Origin of the sequence: Maritalea sp., assembly GCF_047634455.1 — a bacterium.
Classification (GTDB): domain Bacteria; phylum Pseudomonadota; class Alphaproteobacteria; order Rhizobiales; family Devosiaceae; genus Maritalea.
On record NZ_JBLIAI010000021.1, the window covers coordinates 15,141 to 32,278 of the forward strand.

Below are 17,138 nucleotides of genomic sequence, written 5' to 3' on the forward strand. Positions count from 1 at the left end.
AGCTGGCCCCATGGCGGCTAGGTGTTCTTGCCATTTTGATTAGGTTTTTCGCGGTTTGCTCAGGCATAGGTGGATAGATTGCCCGGCAGGAAAAATGGAGATATCAAAAAAAGTGATGTGTAAAATACCGCAATCTGGTTGTGGTTTTTGCGTAATGCCCTAAATATTAAGGCAAGGCCAATGCTGACCACTAAGATTGTCGAGCAATCGGGATGAATTGACCTGCGTCATGTTGCCTGATCGGTGTATCGATATAGTTTGGGTATAAAGGGCCGAGTTATTTGTGCTAGGTTATGTAAGATAGGGGTATCAATTGATGGATTATCGCGGACTATTTGAGGACGCCATTGATACTTTGCGTCGTGAAAAACGCTATCGCGTATTTGCCGATTTGGAACGCATTGCCGGACATTTCCCCAAAGCGATCTATCGCGATAGTGCTGACAATGAACGCGAGATCACCATCTGGTGCTCCAATGACTATTTGGGCATGGGGCAACATCACAAAGTCATTGCTGCCATGCAAGACACAGCGGGCAAGCTGGGTGCAGGTGCCGGTGGTACGCGCAACATTGCAGGCACCAACCGGCCACTGGTTGAGTTGGAACGCTCATTGGCCGATTTGCACCGCAAAGAAGCGGCGCTGGTTTTTACATCTGGCTTTGTTTCTAACGAGGCATCAATTTCCACGATTGCGCGGCTCATCCCTGATTGTTTGGTGATCTCGGATCAACTCAATCACGCTTCGATGATTGCGGGTGTGAAACAGTCTGGTATGGAAAAGAAGATTTTCCGTCATAATGACATGACCCATCTGCGTGAAATTTTGGAGGCGGCTGGCAAAGATCGCCCCAAGATGATTGTTTTTGAATCTGTTTATTCAATGGATGGCGACGTCGCCCTGATCGAACAGATCGCAGATCTGGCGGACGAGTTCAACGCGCTGACTTACATTGATGAAGTGCATGCTGTTGGCATGTATGGTCCACGCGGCGCGGGAATTTGTGAGCGCGACGGGCTCATGCAGCGTATTGATATTATTGAAGGCACCATGGCCAAAGCATATGGCGTGATGGGCGGCTATATTACCGCAAGCCAGCCAATTGTTGACGCTGTGCGCTCGTATGCATCTGAGTTTATCTTCACCACAGCTTTGCCACCAGCGCTTTGCGCAGCAGCGCATGCGTCGATTGAGCATTTGAAAAGTTCAAACTCGGAGCGAGAAAGCCAGCAGCGACAAGCCCGAAAGGCCAAAGAAATTCTATCGGCCGCGGGCCTGCCGGTCATGCCTACCGACACCCACATTGTTCCTGTAATTGTTGGCGATGCACGCTGCTGCAAGGCGGCAAGCGACATGCTTTTGGACAAACACAACATTTATATTCAACCCATCAACTACCCAACGGTGCCAAAAGACACTGAGCGGTTGCGGATAACGCCAACACCGTTGCACACCGATGAGATGTTGTTTGAGTTGCGCGATGCTTTGGTTAGCGTTTGGAAAGTGTTGGACCTGCCGATGAATATCGATACGTCACAACTTACCGCCCATGCGCTTAATTCTGGCGATTTGGTTCTGCCCACAACAGGTGGCTAGCCTGCCAATTCATTGAGCGCAGTCATTGCGATTTCGATCTTGTCGACTGGGATAAACAAGTGGTCATGGTGATAACCTGCGACCACGTTGCATGGCACACCCACTTGCCTAAGTTTTTCAGAAATTGCCGCCATAAAGCCAACCGCTGCAAGTGCTGAGTGCACACTGAGCGTAATTTTTTGGCAGATAAACTCATGCTCGATGCTGGCGTTTATGGCGTCTTCTTGGCGCAGGATAAGCGTTACCCCCTCGTCTTCCACAAAAGTCAGTACAGGCGCAAAATTGAGTTGATCAACAATAGTTTGCTGAACCGTTGCAAAAGCATAGCGGACGGGCGAAAGCGTGGGGTCCATACTTTTTAGCAGTTCACCTATGTCAGAACTGGGCGTTGTGCTTGTCATCAGGCTGTTCCCTTTTTTCGCGGGTCGTCCCGAAATATCTGGCCTTTTGGTTCAGGTCGTCCTGATGGCGATGGGACCAATCTGCAACGCCGCTGCTTTGATTTCAAGGGCAAAATTGGGTGACCATAAGCCACCCAATTGGTTCGCATTTATTGCCAAGCGGAGGGAGGGGTTCAGCTTGTCAAAACGATGCGAACGAGATCTGCTGTATTGCGCGCACCCAATTTTTCCATAACGCGAGAGCGATGCACTTCAACCGTGCGCGGGCTTATCCCCAATTCGCGACCGGCTTCTTTGTTCGATTGCCCGTTGGTGATCAGTTGCAACACTTCACGTTCTCTTGGCGTGAGCTGGTTGAAACCTCGCACCTCAACTGGCCGGTGGTATCCAGTTTGCACCGCGCCAATATGCACGTCCCGCCGCAACGCGTCGCGCACAGCGCGCACCAGTTTTTCGGTATCGATGGGTTTTGAAATCACATCTGCGGCTCCAACTTTCATTGCCTCAACCGCGCCACCCACATTTTGGCTGTCGGCCAGCATAAAGACGGGCGAACCAGTGCGCATAGATTTGACCCGCATAACTGTCGGGAGCGTATCTTCCCCATCCACCTGCATATTGATGACAATCACATCTGGAAGACGCCGATCCAATTTCGCCAGAAAATGGGTAATGGATTGAGATGTTTCTGTTTGAAAGCCCTCAAGACGAAACAGAACGCCCAGCGCTTCGCAAGTGCCGTGATCACCGTCCACGACATGGATCATGCGGTCCTTGTTAAATGCATTGTGATAGTAAATGTCAGCGGTCATTGGTGACCTCCAAACGCACAAATTGCGTTCGGTTTAGCCTTGAATTGGAGTGCGGTAATAAAACGCATGGCTTGCTCCTAAAATTATCTAAAACATTCAACGCCCCGCTAAAATACGATGCGGGGAGCACCTAATCAGTATGATCCCTATGCGCAGATTCGGTAGTTAGGTTGACTGCGATTGGAAGAGTACGTAGATGTCTCCGTACAATTCCGTATATAGGTAATCATGCCTAGTATAGGTATATTTTCCTTCGCCATAATACAACTAAAAATTGCATATTTGGTATTTTGCAACCTAAATATGTGAAATCTCACGATAAATGATATGTCTGGCGGCGATCGGCACATCAGGCATCAGGATAATATTCATCTCGTTTACCAACGCTATTGCGTAGTTTCCAAGATGATTCGCAGTCGATGATTGCGTTTATGCGCACTAAAATGTTAGCTGGACGCGCGCCCTGCGCTACGCTTCATTCTGTTATAGGCACTGGAGAAAGCATTTGAGTTTGACCGACGAAGGCCCGACTTTTCGCATTGTTGTTGATCATTTGGGTCAAGGCATCGCCATGATTGATGCTGACCACCGGTTGGTCTTATCAAATGCGCTATTCCAAGAATTATTGGGCCTGCCCGACGCGCTTGTTTTACCAACCACCAAACTGTCGGCGATTGTTCAATTTTTGGTGGAGCGCGGCGATTTTGGTGACGGTGACTTTGAAACCCTGGCGCGCCAACGGATGGCGCAGATCGAAAATCGGAACGTTGGTTTAACAGAACGGTCGGGGCACAAGGGGCAACATCTTGAAGTGCGAACGGACCATTTGCCCGATGGCGGGCTGGTGATCAGCTACACTGACGTCTCCAGCCGGGTTGAGGCCGAACGTGAACTGGCGCGGGTCAACCAAAACCTTGAAGCGCGGGTACAAGATCGCACCCAAGCCCTCACCTTGCTGAACTCAGAGCTCGAACGCGCGCGGGCCAAGGCCGATGCTGCAAACTTGGGCAAAACCCGTTTTTTGGCAGCTGCGAGCCATGATTTATTGCAACCCTTGAATGCCGCCCGGCTGTATACATCCACCATGATTGAGCGCGCCCATGGTTCGGATTTGGCGCGTTTGGCGCAAAATATTGATGCATCGCTTGGCGCAGTTGAAGACATTATGTCGGCGCTGTTAGATATTTCGCGCATCGATAGCGGGGCGCTCAAACCCGCAATTTCCGTGTTCTCCATCCGCGAATTATTGCGCAAAGTCCGGGTGGAATTTGAACCTGCGGCGACTGAAAAAAACATAAAACTCCGCCTTGTGGGGGCAGACAGCGTTGTGCGTACAGACCGCCGTTTGGTGGCTCGTGTGGTGCAAAATCTTGTGTCTAACGCCATAAAATACACGCCCGAAGGCGGCTCAGTTTTGGTGGGGTGCCGCAAGCGGGGAAACAAAATTCGCCTCGATATTATCGATAGCGGCATTGGCATCGACAAAGGCCAGCATTCACTGATTTTCGGCGAGTTTTCGCGGCTTGAGCCCGGTGCCCGTATTGCCTCCGGGTTGGGACTTGGCCTGTCGATTGTGCAACGTATTTGCGACACGCTTAATTTGCAGCTTGAAGTCGAGAGTGAAGTCGATAAGGGATCACGATTTTCAATTTACGTCGCCGAAGCGAACAAGGGCGAAACCCCAATTGCTGAGCCAGAACCTGCACAAATCGCTGTGAATGCTGCGCAATTTTTGGGCAAACAGATTTTATGCGTTGACAATGAAGAAGATATTTTGGACGCAATGCAAGCGCTATTGTCCGGTTGGGGCTGCGATGTGCGCACGGCCAAATCGCTCAAGTCGATTTCGCAATCTTCCACCTTGGAAGGCTGGATTCCTGAACTGGTTTTGATGGATTATCACCTTGATCAGACATCTGGTTTGGACGCAATTGAGTGGCTCCGGCAAAATGTTGGTGGGCATTTGCCCGCTGTTCTCATCACCGCAGACCGCACACCACAGGTTCGCGAATTGGCCGAGGCACGCAACATTTCTATTCTGCCAAAACCTGTGAAACCCGCAGCTCTGCGGGCCTTAATTGGGCGACTGACTTGAGTTAGCCGTGCACGTCTTGGCTATCCTTGGGCACCCCATGGCGTTCGTTTTTACCATAATCCCGCAGCACTGACGCAACACGCAGACGGTAGTTCACGAATAGTTTGCCTCGCCCGGCTTTTTGCGCATAACGGTGGCTCGGTAGGTTGCGCCAAGTCAGCACAGCCGCTTCATTTTCAAAGAACGAAAGCGAAAGTATTTTGTCCCGATGCGTCAGGCTTTGAAAACGTTCGACTGAGATGAAGCCATCGATTTGTTCAAGCTCACCTTTCAATTGTGCTGCTATGTCCAAATAGGCATCTTTATGCTCTTGGTGCGGCATAACCTCAAAAATCACCGCGATCATGATTTTGGCATCGCGTGTGGCGCAGAAGCGAGAGTTAGGAACGTGCGATCTTCTTTGAGGATGAACTTTTCTTTTTGCGCAAATTGATAGTTTTCCTGTCCTAGCGGATCAGCAGAAAGCCGCGTTCGATATTGCTCATAGGCCGCCAAATTCTCAATCGAATAAACACCGTAGGCCAACGTGGAAGAACCTTCGTGCGGCGCAAAATAGCCGACTAAATCGGCCCCACAACGCGGGATCGCCTGCCCCCAATTTTGCGCATATTGCTCGAATTGGGCCTTCTTCGTCGGGTCGATTTGGTATTGAATGAAACAGGTAATCATTGCGCGTTCCTTCTGATTGAACCCCGCTTTTGCCATATTGATCCGCGTGAATGCTTCGGCTATGATCGAACTATGAAAGACGGACCCGACATTTCCCGCATCGGCCAATTGATTGGCGATCCGGCGCGCGCCAACATCTTATCTGCGTTGATGAGCGGCAAAGCGCTGACCGCCACCGAATTGGCGCAAGAAGCGGGCGTAACGTTGCAGACCTCAAGCGGGCATTTGTCCAAATTGGTAGAAGGTGGTCTTGTGCGTATGCGTAAGCAGGGTCGGCATCGCTATTTCGCCTTAATGGATGATGAAGTGGCCGCTGTGTTAGAACATCTCATGCATTTGGCTGCCATGAAGGGGCATTTGCGCACCCGCACCGGCCCGCGTGATCCGGCGCTGCGCGACGCACGGGTTTGTTATGACCATTTGGCTGGGAACAAGGGCATTCAGCTCTATGATGCGTTGATCGCAAACGGTCATTTGCATGAAGACGGCGAAGACCTAGAGTTGAGCGAAGCCGGCGCTGAGATGTTCAGTACTTTTGGTATTGATGTGCGCACGATCCAGTCCGCGCGGCGTCCCTTATGCCTTCAATGCCTTGATTGGAGCGAACGCCGCACCCATTTGGCAGGAACGTTGGGCAAAGCCATTTTGGAGCAACTTTATGCACTCAATTGGGCAAAGCGTGAACCTAATTCCAGGGTAATTCGCTTTAATAGGGACGGAGAAAAGCAGTTTTTGTTATTGCTGCAAAACAAGTGAATTAACCGCGCGTTACCGCATCGATTTGACCTTGTTCCAGCTTGGACGCCGCGATCACCGCTTGGGTGCGGCTGTCAACATTTAGCTTTTGCAGAATGGCGGAAACATGCGCTTTTACTGTTGCTTCAGATACGGTCAGTTCATAGGCGATTTGCTTATTCATCAACCCATCAGAAAGCATCATCAATACGCGCACCTGCTGCGGCGTTAATGTGGCAAGCCGCTTCGTATATTCAGCAATCTCGCTGCTTTCGTCATCGAAAGTGAACCCATCGGGCACCCAAATACCACCAGCAAGCACGGTCTTGATTGAGGAATGAATGGTCTCCGGTCCAACAGATTTTGGCAAAAATCCGGAGGCACCCAAATCGATTGAGCGGCGCACTGTGGCCCCATCATCGCTGGCCGAACAAATCATCACAGGAATTTCGGGGAACTGAGCGCGGACCAGCAACAGGCCAGAAAATCCACGAACGCCGGGCATTGCCAAATCAAGCAGAACCAAATCGCAATCGCGATTTTGTTCCAACAATGATGTCAGACTATTTAGATCGCCAGCTTCCTCAATCGTGCAATCCGCACCATTTTCAGCTTCAATTGTTTGGCGCAGCGCTGCCCGAAATAACGGATGATCGTCGGCAATAATGATGCGATTTACAGACATTTGGCTTCCTGTGCTGCCCTTATAAATCTGGTGTAGCGTAACAATTGCCACATAACAAGTCACGCTTGCCAGTTTCAAGTTCGCATGTTGGTTTACTCGTCAAGCGACGCGCCCGCCTCAACCATTCCGGCGATAATCGCTTCTACCCGCTCTAGCTCAAGTAAACTCATTTCAATACTTTCGCGTCGTTGTTTGAGCAGCAGCCGTTGCGACCTTACCTTTGCGAGCGCTTTGCGCATTTGCACATCATTGCCATCACGCAATTCGTAGCTTTCCAGAAAATCTTGAATCTCGCGAATGGTCATACCGATTTGCTTGCCATTCAAAATCAAACGCAACTTTGTGCGGTCCCTATTCGAATATAGGCGTTTTTGCCCAATCCTTCTGGGCTTAAGCATGCCTTTGTCTTCATAAAAGCGCAGGGCACGGTGAGTTATGCCAAAAAAATCGGCCAAATCTCCAATCGTATAAACGTGTCCGCCGGCATTTGCTGACATGTTGGCCCTCACCAATTCTGTTATGGGGTTTAAGTATAGTCAAAATTCAATGATTGTGCAGGCGCACATCGCCGCAAATCGATCGCTGATGGCGAATCGTTGCCAATATTAGCCAATTTGAACCAAGAGTTAACAGCTTCTTTACCATGTTCACTGAAAGGTAGGGCTGTTCGAGAACTTGATATTCGAGCAGCTCGATTCATTGCCGCCCCTTTTGTGGATAGAATATGCCAAAAAGTCGCTCATATCCGGCCCAGACGCCGCCATCCAGCCGATACAACGCCGCCCCCCAACCCTGGGACGCGCTAAAGAATGAGCTTGAAGACCTTTTGGGACAGGTTCAAGACCAAATTTTAGAGTTTGAAGATGGCGACAAGCAAGAGCAAAACGTACAAGCCCCCATTTCACAAGCAATGAATGCGGCAAGTGATTTGGAGATGCGGCGCCAGGAAGCGCTGTTGAACGTTCGAACCGCGGTTGATCTGTTGGGCGCGAAACAAGTCAAGCCGAAGAAAAAATCCAAGAAAAAGAAAAAGCGGTTCGCAAATAATGACCTTGAGGCCGCAATTGCGCAAATTCGGGCCTCAACTGGTCAAATGGATGCAAACATCCCTGCCCCACATATTCCTAGCGGCATGGCACAAGTTCAGCCACAAGTTGATGAGGCGGGTATCGGTCCAACTCACGATTTCGCTGAGCTGACTGGGCAAATCGAAGGTTTGCACCGCAGTATTCGCGATCTGGCAGGTGCGGTACCCAGTAAAGACAGTTTTGCGCGTATTGAAAACCAAATATCAAATCTGAGTACAGAAATTGACGAACATAAGTCGCCGCAAGCGATGGCGATCAGCGACCAACTCGACGGGCTGCAATATGCGCTTGAACGATTGGCCGAACTGCAAGTCCGCCAAATTGGACATATTGAACAAATTAAGGTCCATGAAGCCAAAGATGTAAGCGACGAACGTCAACAACGTATCGAAGAGAGCATTCGCTCGATTTACGAGAAGTTTGATACGCTCGAAACCAGCATCGACAAACCAAATAGCAGCATTGAAACGATTGCGAAGGGCATTGCTGGAATTGCACGCGCGGTTAGCGATATGCAAAAACGCGACGCGAATGACCAAAGCCACAACATCTTAGCGCAAATCGAGAATGTTTCGCAGCGATTGTCAGCCATGGACAATGGTCAATCAGGAAGCCTCACCAACGATGTTAAGCGCGAGATGCAGGGCTTGCGCGGCCAGCTGGTCAATGCGCTCGAACCCCGCTTCACCGCGCTTGAAAGTCGGCTCGACGATTTTGCAGCAAAAGGTCAAATTCCTGGCGGCGCGTCAGACTACCAGCATGTCACCACACGCATTGAGGAGATGGAAGATCGCATCGCCCGTGCGATTGAAGGCATTTCAACCGCCCAATCTTTGGGCGGCGACAATTCAGGATCACCCGAAACATTTGTGATGCTGAAAGCGATGGAGACGCGCCTTGCCGAAGCTCTTGAGGAGCTTAGGAGCGCCGGGTCTGTTGCGAATGGCGGCGCACAGGTTTCCCTGGACGCTTTGCAGGCAATGGAAGATCGCATTTCGGCTGCCATTTCTCGCCTACCAAGCAATGTGCAGGTTGCAAATGAAGATCAGTATGACGATTTACGGGTTATCGAGAATAACCTGTCAAGCAGCTTAAGGCGGCTTGAAGCGCTTTCTGCTTCGTCCGGTCCAGTTCAAAAATCGGTTTCAGCAGCTGAGCCTGTGGCGCTGACAGCTTCTGCTGTCCCGCAAAGAACAGCGCCTACACCAGCCGCCACGACAAATGTTCCGCCGGTCGATCGTGCTAATGTTACCAAGTCGTTGCAGACACACAAGCCGTTGCAAAAGCAAACCCCTCCGGCGCCAACATCAAACAATGCTGAAGTGCCACCAGTACCAAAATCTTCTTTCGTCCGCGATGAAGTCGCAGAACGATCCGCGCCAATTCCGCAGTCACACAATTTTGAGGCTGAAGCCAGCGATCAAAAATCCATCGCGCAACAATCACGTGAAAGCTTCATCGCCGCAGCCCGGCGCGCCTCTGTTGAACGTCATGATACAAAACCCACCCCCGTTAGCAGCGGTGGACTTTTGGGCCGTGCATTTGATCGCATCAAATCGATCAAACAGGACAAGCAACCATCTAAAGACGAGCCAACAGAAACACTACGCGCAGAGCAGCCCATCCCTGGACAACGAGAGCCACAGGTTGAGCAAACTGCAGAAATCCTTGATGAACAAGAGCAAGCCAGCGAAGATGTGCGCACCTTGTCTGTGGGACCAGAGCCGGCGCGCCCACAATCTTTGGTACAAACACCAAAACCACATAGCACGCTCGCCGATTTGGATGTGGCAGACCATGCCAACAAAGACCCCAAGGCTTTGCCCGAAGACCCAGAGAGCTTTTTAACGCGCAACCGACAGCCAATTCTGCTTGCTGCGTCAATTGTTGCAATTATTGCGATGACCGCCAACTTGGTGCTCGACAAAGGCCAAGACATCAAAGACGTCGGCATTCCATCCACTGTTGGGTCGCAAGATGTGGGCGAAGCGCCACGCCAAATAAGTCTCACCGAAGTCGAAACCGCGCTTTCAAATTCGCAACCTATGCCAACCCAAACGGCCTCGTTGACGAGCGCCACATCCATGATCGAGCAAAATGTTGGTTTGGTTGCGCCAACACCGCAATTGGTTGATACGCAAACCGTGACGGCAAGCATTCCAAATTCGCCGATAGAAGTGGCTTTGCCACCAACCGAATTGGGGCCAATTGCTTTGCGCGAAGCCGCAGCAAATGGCGATCCACGCGCCCAGTACGAAGTTGGTTTGATCTTTGCTGAAGGCAAAGCAGTGCCCAAAGATTCTCAAGCGGCTGTAAAGTGGTTCGAGCGCTCCGCCGCCAGCGGGTTTGCCGCTGCGCAATATAGGCTTGGTACAGCGTTTGAGCATGGATTAGGCATCGAAAAAAACCTTGACCAGGCCAAACTTTGGTACTTGCGTGCCGCTGAGGCGGGCAACCGCATGGGCATGCACAACCTGGCAGCTTTGTATGCGAGCGGCCCTGACGGTGAACGCGACTTCAACGCTGCCACACGATGGTTTGAGGAAGCTGCAAAACGCGGCGTATTGGATAGCCAGTTTAACTTGGGCATGCTTTATGCACGCGGGCTCGGCGTCACCCAAGATTTTGAACAATCATATAAATGGTTCTCAATTGCAGCGGCGAACGGTGACAAAGACGCCCAGAAAGCCCGCGACGACGTTGCCCGCTCGCTTGATCCAACCCAAATGAGCGCCATCAAGCTAGAACTTGCACAGTGGCGTGCAGAGCCAATTGACTTGGCCAGTAATTTTGCGCCGATTGGCACTTGGGACAAAAATTTCAATCCTGGTGCTGAAATCAAACAGCGTGAGGTTGTGATGGGCGTACAGATTGCGCTGACCAAACTCGGCTTCCAATTGGGCACACCGGACGGCGTTATGGGACCCAATACACGCGACGCCATTCTGGAGTTTGAGCGCGTGTTGGGCATGAATGAAAGTGGCACCATCAATCCTAGACTTTTGACGGTTTTGAACGGTCAACCTGTTTAGCTGCCGCAAAGGTTGAACGAATTAGTCCAAATGCGGGCGGTTCGCCCGACTTGAGCGATTGACAGGGTATAGGCGTGGGCCTAAACCGGGACTAACTGAGCCCTCAAGAACCAGGATGCACCGCCGTGCAACTCTATTTGCCTATCGCCGAAATCTCACTCAATATTTTCATGTTGATTGGGCTTGGCGGCGCGGTCGGGTTCCTCTCTGGTTTATTTGGAGTTGGTGGTGGTTTTTTGCTCACCCCGATGCTCATTTTTTCCGGCATTCCAGCCCCTGTGGCTGTTGCTTCTGTGACCAGCCAAGTTGTTGCGGCGTCAACATCGGGCGCACTTTCATATTGGCGACGCGGCGGCATTGACGTTAAACTTGCTCTGTTCCTGATTGTGCCGGGCATATGGGGCGCTTTTGGCGGGGTTTGGACCTTTGGCATTTTGCGCGCAGCTGGCCAGCTAGACTTGGTTATTTCCCTTGGTTATTTGATCTTTTTGGGATCAATCGGCAGCCTCATGCTGTTTGAGGCCGCGCGTTCAATCATCAAACACAAGGCGGGCAAAACAATACCGCATAAGCTGCCTGGGCAGCATAGTTGGGTGCATGGCCTGCCCTTCCGTGTGCGCTTCAAGCGATCAAATCTTTATGTCAGCATATTACCTGTCGTTGTGATTGGTGCGAGCATTGGATTTTTGGGATCATTGCTGGGGATTGGCGGTGGGTTTATTCTCGTGCCGGCGCTGATTTATATATTACGCGTACCCGGCTCGGTGGTCATTGGAACATCATTATTGCAAGTGCTCGCCATTATGGCTGCGACGACCATTTTGCATGCGGTGAACAGCCAAACCGTTGACATTTTGCTGGCGTTCTCTTTGATGGTTGGCTCGGTCATCGGCGCACAATTTGGGGCTTCCGCAGGACAACATTTGCGCGGCGAGCAATTACGGGCCCTATTGGCAATCATCGTTCTGGCGGTTGCCATTCGTTTTGCCATGTCGCTTTTGCTTAACCCCGCAGATCCGTTTTCGATGACCGTTTTGTCAGGGGGTACGTTGTGATTTTTCGCCTCCTTGCGGTTTTGCTGTTTAGTCTTTTTGGCATTTTTGAAGCCGTTGCCCAGCGCCTTGTGTCCGCAAGTTCTGATCCGCAGATATCAATTACCTCCACTTTCGCTGGCGAAGAAATCACCTTCTTTGGCAACATAGAGAAAGCCTTCGATCAACAGGCTGATGCGATAACCAACAACTATAATATTGTTATTGCTGTGCGCGGACCAACCTCAACACGCGTGGCGCGGCGCAAAACCAACCAATTTGGTATTTGGCTAAATGGCGAGGAAATTGCTTTTAAGAATTTCCCCTCGTTCTTCCACATCATCTCCAACCTGCCGCTTGAGCAAATAGCTGATCCAGAAGAACTGGCGGTAAACGGGTTGGCATTTGACAGTGCGCCATTTCTGCAACCGATTGGAAACACTGCCAATGTGGGTGAATTTAGCCAAGAACTTATCCGACTAATGAAAGAGCAATATCTGTATAAACGGATTGACCACGGCGTAACCTTTCATTCGGATACATTTTATTCGGCTCGGATTGAACTGCCTGCGCATGTGCCAAACGGCAACTATATCGCGATTACATATTTGTTTCAGGACGGCAAGTTGAAGGCCAAGAAAGCACAAAGATTTTCGGTGCGCACTGTGGGATTTGAACGGTTTTTATCGACAAGCGCGAAAGACTATTCATTTCTTTATGGACTTGTGTCCGTTTTACTGGCGATATTTACAGGGTGGTTGAGCGGAGTCGCATTTAGGAGGTAACACGCCAATGAACAGTCTACCTCATTTTTGGTCGCGAACGGTGGCTTTCGCTGGTCTTGCAGGCTTGCTGCCATTTGTTTTGGGCCTTGTTTTTACGCTCTTCCCATTCTTATCGCCCTTTGAACCTGTGGTTTTGGAACGGGCACTGGTGGGCTATGGTGCGCTCATCTTGTCGTTCCTTGGCGGGGTACGCTGGGGCATTCGTTTGCAGGGTGGCGCCGGTACAGACCTCACCTATATTGTGGGTACATTTGGCTCAATTGCGGGGTTCATTACGCTGTTGTTGCCGATAAATGTCGGCCTGATCATTCTCACCATTGGCTTTGCCATCCAAGGCGTTTGGGATGTTTCTGCGGGCATGCGTGGCCGCGTACCGCAAGCCTATGCACGGCTACGCGCGGTTTTAACTTGGGCTGTTTGCTTTACGCTCATCTTGATCTTTGTCGTAAGATTGATTGTTGGCTGATGATGAGATGCGAAATCAGAAACGCAACCATATTGGATAATATTGCGCTGCAAGACATTTACGCGCACATGCACCCGAACGACCCTGAAGTGTCCGAACCCGCTTTCCGCAATGCCCTCACCTTGTCCATTGATGACCCAATGCAAGACATTATTGTCGGCGAACTCGACGGTATCATCGTTGCCGTTTGTACGCTCTATATTTTGTCAAATTTAACCCGTGGTTGTCGTCCCTTTGGTCTGATCGAGAATGTTGTCACCCACAAGGATCACAGACGCTTGGGTTATGGTCGCCAACTATTGGCAGAGGCGACACAACGGGCGCAGCGCATCGGCTGTTACAAGCTAATGCTGATGACGGGTTCTAAGCGCCCAGAAACGCTGGCCTTTTATGAGGCCTCAGGCTTTAAGCAGAATAAGACCGGATTTCAAATCAAGTTCTAGCGCCCGATCAGATGGCGTCGCGCCACCGGATAAATTTGATCACGCCCAATAACCGAGATCTTCATTTGCTCCCGATTGATCACTGGGGCAAATGCCGAATTGAGGATATTTAGACTGCCCGTCGATACCCCATAGGCGGGCATGATCAACCGGGTTTCGTCTTGTACAAAGCATGCACGGCGGATGGATCGCCCATTCATGCGCACATGGGCTGCGGGGTGCAAGTGGCCCGCAATTTGGTTGGCAACTTTAGCATCTGGCTCATGGGAAAGGGTCAGCCCGTTCAGCGCTACACTCTCACAACAATTACCGCCCAATTCATGGGTTGCGGGATCGTGATTGCCCGCGATCCATATCCAATCTGTCCGCTTGGTTAGCACAGCAAGCGCATCTGCATCGTCAACCGAAAGCGTTGTGGTGCCTTCATCCCGGTGGAAACTATCGCCCAGCGCAATGATGCGTTCAGCACCAGTTGCGGTCACATCGTCAGCCAAGCGTTTGATCGTTGCCCCCGTATCATAAGGCGGTAGAAATTGGCGCGATTTGGCGAATGACGACATTTTCTCCAAATGCAAATCTGCAACCAGCAGTGTTTGATGTTCAGGCCAATATATGCCGCCTGACAATAGCGCGACCATTTCCACCCCGGCAAATGGCAGGTCATAACCTTCATATTGTTGGGGCGAAGGTGTTCGCGCTGATCGGGTCATTTCAAATTCCATCAATGTTTTCCTGCCGCTTCGCGCAATAAATCCTCAGCCGCTTCAGCCAATACGCTTTCCCGGCCCTCGCCAAAGATCGGCACTTTGCCGATTTCCAGCATGACGGGCACCGCCAGCGGAGAGATTCGTTCCAAATCTTGATGGATTATATGCCGTCGAATACGTTTTAAACAGGTGCCGAGCCGCTCGATATCCAATAGTCCGCGGGACGCATCGCGGCGGGTGGCTTGGATAAGGATGTGGTCAGGCTCATGTTCGTAGAGCACATTGTAAATCAGGTCCGACGACATGGTGATCTGGCGTCCCGATTTTTCTTGCCCCGGATAGCGGCGTTCGATCAGACCTGAGATGATCGCGCAATTACGGAACGTACGCTGCATCAGGCTTGATTCATCAAGCCAAGTTTCCAGATCGTCGCCCAGCATGTCCTCGTCGAATAGTTCATCAAGCGACAAGCGACCGCGCTTGAACTGCGCGCCAATGTCCGTGGCGCACCAGATGGCCAATGCATATTCTGAGGCGACAAAGCCAAGCGGTTTGGCGCGATCTCGCTCTAGGCGTTTGGTCAACAGCATGCCCAAAGTTTGATGGGCCAAGCGCCCTTCGAACGGATAGCAGACCATGAAGAATTTGTCGGCTTTGGGGAATGTTTCCACCAGCAAGCTATCTGTGCCCGGCAGGGTCGACACATCACGTTGCAGGCGCAGCCAGTCGCTGACCTGATTGGGCAGTGCTTGCCATAGTTTTGGCGTTGCAAGTGTTTTGCGCACCCGTTCGGCAAGATAGGTCGACAAGGGGAATTTGCCGCCCATATATGACGGGATTTTTGGGTTTTTCGCCACCGCCCGCGACACATAGGCTTCTGTGTCTTTCAAAGCTTCAAAGGCGACAATTTCACCGCCGAAGATAAAGGTATCGCCCGGTGCGAGTTGGGAGATGAAATATTCTTCGATTTCGCCAAGCACCCGCCCGCCTCGGCCAATGGGCCCGGTTGTTGCCCCACGCTTTTGCCCCCGCGACCGAACCAGCCGCACTTTGAGCATTGGTTCTTCAACGATGGTGCCCACATTCATGCGATATTGCTGTGCAATTTTTGGGTGGGCTATACGCCATGTATCATCTTCAGTTTTGCGCAATCGGGCGAAGCGCTCATAAGCGCGTAACGCATATCCGCCCGTGGCGACGAAATCGACGACACGTTCAAACTGTTCCCATTCAAGATCGCGATAAGGCCATGCGCGAATGATCTCGTCATAGAGCTGCACCGCATTGAATGGGGCAGAACATGCGACGCCGAGCACGTGCTGCGCCAGCACATCTAAGCCACCCGGCTGCGGGTCTTCGCTGTCTTGTGCGCGTTCCTTCACCGCCTCTTTTGCGGCTTCACATTCGAGCACCTCAAATCGATTTGCTGGCACCAACAGCGCGCGCGAGGGTTCGTCTAATCGATGATTTGATCGCCCGATACGCTGCAACAATCGCGAAGAACCTTTGGGGGCGCCGATTTGGATCACTAGGTCCACGTCGCCCCAGTCGATGCCCAGATCAAGCGTTGAGGTACAGACCACCGCTTGCAGTTTGCCTGCCACCATAGCCGCTTCAACTTTGCGGCGTTGCTCAACGTCTAATGAGCCATGATGCAAAGCGATGGCGAGGCCATCCTCGTTTAACTCCCATAGCGATTGGAACATCAATTCAGCTTGTGACCGGGTGTTAACGAACAACAAAGTCGTGCCGTTTTGTTTGATGATCTCCAATAGTTCTGGCACCGCATATTGCGCGGAATGGCCGGCCCATGGCACGCGATCATCGCTGGCAAGAATTTCAACCTCTGGGTCCGCGCCACCCTCATTGGTGATGAACGCCACTTCTCGCTCAGGTTTTGGCGTACCGATCCATTCGCGCAGCAGTTCAGGTTTTGCAACAGTTGCAGAAAGCGCTGAGATTTTCAGATCGGGGCAAAGCGTGCCGAGACGGGCCAACCCGAGTGCCAACAGATCGCCGCGCTTTGACAGGGCGAGCGCGTGCAGTTCGTCCAACACCACGCGTTTGAGCGAGCCGAACAGTTTGGGCGCTTCTTTGTGCGACAACATCAGCGCCAATTGCTCTGGCGTGGTCATCAGAATATTGGGCGGGTCGAACCGCTGGCGTTGCCGCCGCGACGAGGGTGTATCGCCCGTGCGGGTTTCTACCCGAATGTTGAGCCCCATATCACTAATTGGGTCCATCAGATTGCGGGCCACATCGACGGCTAAGGCTTTGAGCGGCGAAATGTAAAGCGTGTGCATACCGTCGAACGGTTCAACCGCTAATTCAGCAATTGAGGGCAGGAAGCCAGCCAGTGTTTTGCCTGCACCAGTGGGGGCAATCAACAGCGCTGATTTACCAGATCGATCGGCCTCCAGCATGTCGAGTTGGTGTTGCCGAGGGGCCCAGTTTTTGCCCACAAACCAATCGCGCACCACTGGCGGCAGCCCCCACGCCTGAGCGAACAGATCGGCATCAATTGGTTTTTTTGCGGATGGGGCGCTTGTTGATTTTTGCATTACACCTATATTTAACGCACAATGCGCTGAT

16 protein-coding genes are annotated in these 17,138 nt (G+C 51.5%); 8 read left to right on the forward strand and 8 right to left on the reverse strand.

What is annotated here, in order from left to right:
* Window positions 1-316: 316 nt before the first annotated feature.
* Window positions 317-1,597, forward strand: a complete 1,281-nt coding sequence (gene hemA, locus ACJAZW_RS07525) for a 5-aminolevulinate synthase (protein WP_415156701.1) — start codon at window positions 317-319, stop codon at window positions 1,595-1,597.
* Here hemA and ACJAZW_RS07530 read toward each other — a convergent pair.
* Together ACJAZW_RS07530 and ACJAZW_RS07535 are read right to left on the reverse strand one after the other, a co-directional pair.
* A complete protein-coding gene (locus tag ACJAZW_RS07530; RefSeq protein ID WP_415156654.1) occupies window positions 1,594-1,998 on the reverse strand; it encodes an ACT domain-containing protein in 405 nt (134 codons plus the stop codon). The two genes, hemA and ACJAZW_RS07530, sit on opposite strands and share 4 nt — an antisense overlap.
* Before the next feature lie 173 nt (window positions 1,999-2,171).
* Window positions 2,172-2,810: a response regulator transcription factor gene (locus ACJAZW_RS07535; protein ID WP_415156656.1), complete on the reverse strand. Its 639-nt coding sequence runs from the start codon at window positions 2,808-2,810 to the stop codon at window positions 2,172-2,174.
* Window positions 2,811-3,315: 505 nt separating this feature from the next.
* Between ACJAZW_RS07535 and ACJAZW_RS07540 the strand changes: the two genes are divergently transcribed.
* The gene (locus tag ACJAZW_RS07540) at window positions 3,316-4,905 is read left to right on the forward strand and encodes a hybrid sensor histidine kinase/response regulator (protein WP_415156658.1); all 1,590 of its coding nucleotides are present in this window, start codon (window positions 3,316-3,318) and stop codon (window positions 4,903-4,905) included.
* A 1-nt stretch (window position 4,906) separates the two neighbouring features.
* Here ACJAZW_RS07540 and ACJAZW_RS07545 read toward each other — a convergent pair whose 3' ends face one another.
* Window positions 4,907-5,251: an antibiotic biosynthesis monooxygenase family protein gene (locus ACJAZW_RS07545; RefSeq protein ID WP_415156660.1), complete on the reverse strand. Its 345-nt coding sequence runs from the start codon at window positions 5,249-5,251 to the stop codon at window positions 4,907-4,909.
* Entirely contained in the window at window positions 5,248-5,574 is a 327-nt protein-coding gene (locus tag ACJAZW_RS07550; protein ID WP_415156662.1) for an NIPSNAP family protein, read from the reverse strand. The genes ACJAZW_RS07545 and ACJAZW_RS07550 overlap by 4 nt, the downstream gene beginning before the upstream one ends.
* 72 nt (window positions 5,575-5,646) lie before the next feature.
* Here ACJAZW_RS07550 and ACJAZW_RS07555 point away from each other — a divergent pair, with 72 nt between their 5' ends.
* The gene (locus ACJAZW_RS07555; RefSeq protein WP_415156664.1) at window positions 5,647-6,330 is read left to right on the forward strand and encodes an ArsR/SmtB family transcription factor; all 684 of its coding nucleotides are present in this window, start codon (window positions 5,647-5,649) and stop codon (window positions 6,328-6,330) included.
* A gap of 1 nt (window position 6,331) precedes the next feature.
* On the opposite strand, the gene ACJAZW_RS07560 is transcribed toward ACJAZW_RS07555, so the two are convergent.
* Window positions 6,332-6,994 carry a response regulator gene (locus ACJAZW_RS07560; protein WP_415156666.1) on the reverse strand — a complete coding sequence of 221 codons (663 nt, stop codon included), beginning with the start codon at window positions 6,992-6,994 and terminating at the stop codon, window positions 6,332-6,334.
* 92 nt (window positions 6,995-7,086) lie between these two features.
* Entirely contained in the window at window positions 7,087-7,491 is a 405-nt protein-coding gene (locus ACJAZW_RS07565; RefSeq protein ID WP_415156668.1) for a MerR family transcriptional regulator, read from the reverse strand.
* Window positions 7,492-7,718: 227 nt separating this feature from the next.
* On the opposite strand from ACJAZW_RS07565, the gene ACJAZW_RS07570 reads away from it, so the two are divergent.
* From ACJAZW_RS07570 to ACJAZW_RS07590, 5 genes are all read left to right on the forward strand, one after another.
* Complete coding sequence (locus ACJAZW_RS07570; RefSeq protein ID WP_415156670.1) at window positions 7,719-11,114, forward strand: peptidoglycan-binding protein; 3,396 nt, start codon at window positions 7,719-7,721, stop codon at window positions 11,112-11,114.
* A 125-nt stretch (window positions 11,115-11,239) separates the two neighbouring features.
* Window positions 11,240-12,169 carry a sulfite exporter TauE/SafE family protein gene (locus ACJAZW_RS07575; RefSeq protein ID WP_415156672.1) on the forward strand — a complete coding sequence of 310 codons (930 nt, stop codon included), beginning with the start codon at window positions 11,240-11,242 and terminating at the stop codon, window positions 12,167-12,169.
* Window positions 12,166-12,930, forward strand: a complete 765-nt coding sequence (locus tag ACJAZW_RS07580) for a TIGR02186 family protein (RefSeq protein ID WP_415156674.1) — start codon at window positions 12,166-12,168, stop codon at window positions 12,928-12,930. Before ACJAZW_RS07575 ends, ACJAZW_RS07580 begins: the two co-directional genes overlap by 4 nt.
* A 7-nt stretch (window positions 12,931-12,937) precedes the next feature.
* Complete coding sequence (locus ACJAZW_RS07585) at window positions 12,938-13,396, forward strand: DUF3429 domain-containing protein (RefSeq protein WP_415156676.1); 459 nt, start codon at window positions 12,938-12,940, stop codon at window positions 13,394-13,396.
* A complete protein-coding gene (locus ACJAZW_RS07590) occupies window positions 13,396-13,839 on the forward strand; it encodes a GNAT family N-acetyltransferase (RefSeq protein ID WP_415156678.1) in 444 nt (147 codons plus the stop codon). The genes ACJAZW_RS07585 and ACJAZW_RS07590 overlap by 1 nt, the downstream gene beginning before the upstream one ends.
* On the opposite strand, the gene pdeM is transcribed toward ACJAZW_RS07590, so the two are convergent.
* The gene (gene pdeM, locus ACJAZW_RS07595; protein ID WP_415156680.1) at window positions 13,836-14,561 is read right to left on the reverse strand and encodes a ligase-associated DNA damage response endonuclease PdeM; all 726 of its coding nucleotides are present in this window, start codon (window positions 14,559-14,561) and stop codon (window positions 13,836-13,838) included. The two genes, ACJAZW_RS07590 and pdeM, sit on opposite strands and share 4 nt — an antisense overlap.
* Entirely contained in the window at window positions 14,561-17,107 is a 2,547-nt protein-coding gene (locus ACJAZW_RS07600; protein ID WP_415156682.1) for a ligase-associated DNA damage response DEXH box helicase, read from the reverse strand. The genes pdeM and ACJAZW_RS07600 overlap by 1 nt, the downstream gene beginning before the upstream one ends.
* Window positions 17,108-17,138: the final 31 nt, after the last annotated feature.

Excerpts from the sequence above, each read along its gene's own strand:
- hemA (WP_415156701.1), top strand. The coding sequence starts at position 317 with ATGGATTATCGCGGACTATTTGAGGACGCCATTGATACTTTGCGTCGT.
- ACJAZW_RS07530 (WP_415156654.1), bottom strand. The coding sequence starts at position 1,998 with ATGACAAGCACAACGCCCAGTTCTGACATAGGTGAACTGCTAAAAAGT.
- ACJAZW_RS07535 (WP_415156656.1), bottom strand. The coding sequence starts at position 2,810 with ATGACCGCTGACATTTACTATCACAATGCATTTAACAAGGACCGCATG.
- ACJAZW_RS07545 (WP_415156660.1), bottom strand. The coding sequence starts at position 5,251 with ATGATCGCGGTGATTTTTGAGGTTATGCCGCACCAAGAGCATAAAGAT.
- ACJAZW_RS07550 (WP_415156662.1), bottom strand. The coding sequence starts at position 5,574 with ATGATTACCTGTTTCATTCAATACCAAATCGACCCGACGAAGAAGGCC.
- ACJAZW_RS07555 (WP_415156664.1), top strand. The coding sequence starts at position 5,647 with ATGAAAGACGGACCCGACATTTCCCGCATCGGCCAATTGATTGGCGAT.
- ACJAZW_RS07560 (WP_415156666.1), bottom strand. The coding sequence starts at position 6,994 with ATGTCTGTAAATCGCATCATTATTGCCGACGATCATCCGTTATTTCGG.
- ACJAZW_RS07565 (WP_415156668.1), bottom strand. The coding sequence starts at position 7,491 with ATGTCAGCAAATGCCGGCGGACACGTTTATACGATTGGAGATTTGGCC.
- ACJAZW_RS07570 (WP_415156670.1), top strand. The coding sequence starts at position 7,719 with ATGCCAAAAAGTCGCTCATATCCGGCCCAGACGCCGCCATCCAGCCGA.
- ACJAZW_RS07585 (WP_415156676.1), top strand. The coding sequence starts at position 12,938 with ATGAACAGTCTACCTCATTTTTGGTCGCGAACGGTGGCTTTCGCTGGT.
- ACJAZW_RS07590 (WP_415156678.1), top strand. The coding sequence starts at position 13,396 with ATGATGAGATGCGAAATCAGAAACGCAACCATATTGGATAATATTGCG.
- pdeM (WP_415156680.1), bottom strand. The coding sequence starts at position 14,561 with ATGGAATTTGAAATGACCCGATCAGCGCGAACACCTTCGCCCCAACAA.
- ACJAZW_RS07600 (WP_415156682.1), bottom strand. The coding sequence starts at position 17,107 with ATGCAAAAATCAACAAGCGCCCCATCCGCAAAAAAACCAATTGATGCC.